This is a genomic window from Periweissella ghanensis, from assembly GCF_918814755.1.
GTDB lineage: Bacteria > Bacillota > Bacilli > Lactobacillales > Lactobacillaceae > Periweissella > Periweissella ghanensis.
Genome location: NZ_CAKKNT010000052.1, coordinates 1 through 1,852 on the forward strand (window position 1 = coordinate 1; position 1,852 = coordinate 1,852).

Sequence of the window (1,852 nt, forward strand, 5' to 3'; positions counted from 1 at the left end):
ATTTGAATATTTTGGTGGAAAGCCTCAAGAAATAGTATATGACCAAGATAATATCATCGTAACAAGTGAGAATAGTGGTGATTTATTACTTACACAGCAATTTAAATCATATATAAATACAGAAAGACTCAAGCTATATATTTGTAGAGGTGCTGATCCAGAAACAAAAGGAAAAATAGAAAGAGTAATTCAGTTTATAAAAAATAATTTTGCTAAAGACAGAGTTTATACAGATATTGATAAATGGAATAAGCAATCATTTGATTGGTTAGTTCGCCGTGGAAATGGAAAAATTCATAATACCACTAAAAAGATACCTGCAAAAATTTTTATAGAAGAGCGTAAGATGCTAACCCCTATCTCAGAAATTATAACTACCGCGGAGCGGTATAAAGATAAAGATCTACGTACTGTTCAAAAAGGAAATATTATTGATTTTCAAGGTAACAGATATTCTGTACCATTAGGGACTTACAAAAATGAAGGCAAAAAGGTACTAGTTAAGGTACAAAATAGTGAAGTAACTATAGTTGATATTGAGACAGGTATGATTATAACCAAACATCAGTTGTCTGTAGCGAAAGGAATGCTCGTATCAAAACCAAGTCATAGAAAATCTAATAATACATCAACAGATGAACTTATGAAGAAAGTAATTAATAATTTTGAAAATAAAAAATTAGCGAAAGTATTTATTGAAAAAATTAAATTTGAGAAAGCTAGATATATTCGTGATCAATTAACAGTAATAGATGCATGCGTCATTCAATATTCTAAAACAATATTGAATACTGCTTTGATACGTGCGTACGACAATTCGTTATTTAGTGCTATTGAGTTTCGTGATTTGTGTGCCATCATTTTCAATGAAGAATCCTCGGACATTGCAGTCGAAACAGATGTCGTTAACACACCATTGAGTGATGAAACTAAAATTAAATTAGCAAGTATAACGGCAGAAAAAAGAAACTTAAACGAATACATTACTATATTAGAAGGTTAGTATCTATGAATGAAATAGCGGAATTAAGTAATATGATGAAAAAACTACGTTTAGTTGAATCATCAAAAATAGTAAATGATCTCATTATACAAGCTAAACAAGATAATATTTCGTATTATCAATTTATCATGAACGTTTTTTCTTATGAAGACAAAGCACGACAACAGAAAGCTCTAGAAAGACGTTTGAAACAAGCAACCTTGCCTTACTACAGGACTCTTGAAGATTATGATATATCATTACAACCTAATCTAAATGATCGTCAATTCAATGAATTACGAGATATAACATGGATTGAAAAACATTATAATTTAATACTCTTAGGCCCTACGGGCGTCGGTAAAACATTCTTATCAGTTGGTTTAGCTATAGAAGTAATACGAGCTGGATATGACGCAATATTTATAACTATGGGCGAATTAATTCATGTTTTAAAAACTAGAGACATATCAAAAAAATCGCAAATCCGCTTAAAACGAATCTGCGATACACAACTTATGATTATAGACGACATGATGTTTCTTGCAATGGATAAAAAAGAAGCGAACCTCTTTTTTCATTTCATCAATGATATCTACGAATCAACATCTATTATAATAACATCAAATAAGGCACCGAACGAGTGGATTGAGGTATTTGGTGACGAAATAATAACAGGTGCCATTCTGGATCGTATTATTTCAAAAGCTGAAATAATTCAATTGAGTGGTGATAGTTATCGTTTAACTCACAGAGAATCAATATTTAAAAATTAAAAAGGAAGAAACGGCTCAATTTTATTGACCGTTTTAGATCAATGTGGCTCAACTTTATTGACTATTTTTGGCTCAATTTAACTTGACGGCGACA

The 1,852-nt window shown here is 30.7% G+C and carries 2 protein-coding genes; both read left to right on the forward strand.

Going from position 1 to position 1,852, the window contains the following annotated elements:
* Positions 1 to 1,003, forward strand: a 1,003-nt coding sequence (locus LQZ76_RS09865) for a Mu transposase domain-containing protein (protein ID WP_435529408.1), incomplete at its 5' end; no start/stop codon positions are given.
* 5 nt (positions 1,004 to 1,008) lie between these two features.
* Entirely contained in the window at positions 1,009 to 1,758 is a 750-nt protein-coding gene (gene istB / locus LQZ76_RS09870) for an IS21-like element helper ATPase IstB (RefSeq protein ID WP_230099540.1), read from the forward strand.
* Positions 1,759 to 1,852: the final 94 nt, after the last annotated feature.

What these genes read in the sequence shown, in the direction of transcription:
- istB (WP_230099540.1), top strand. Translation starts at nt 1,009, where the DNA reads ATGAATGAAATAGCGGAATTAAGTAATATGATGAAAAAACTACGTTTA.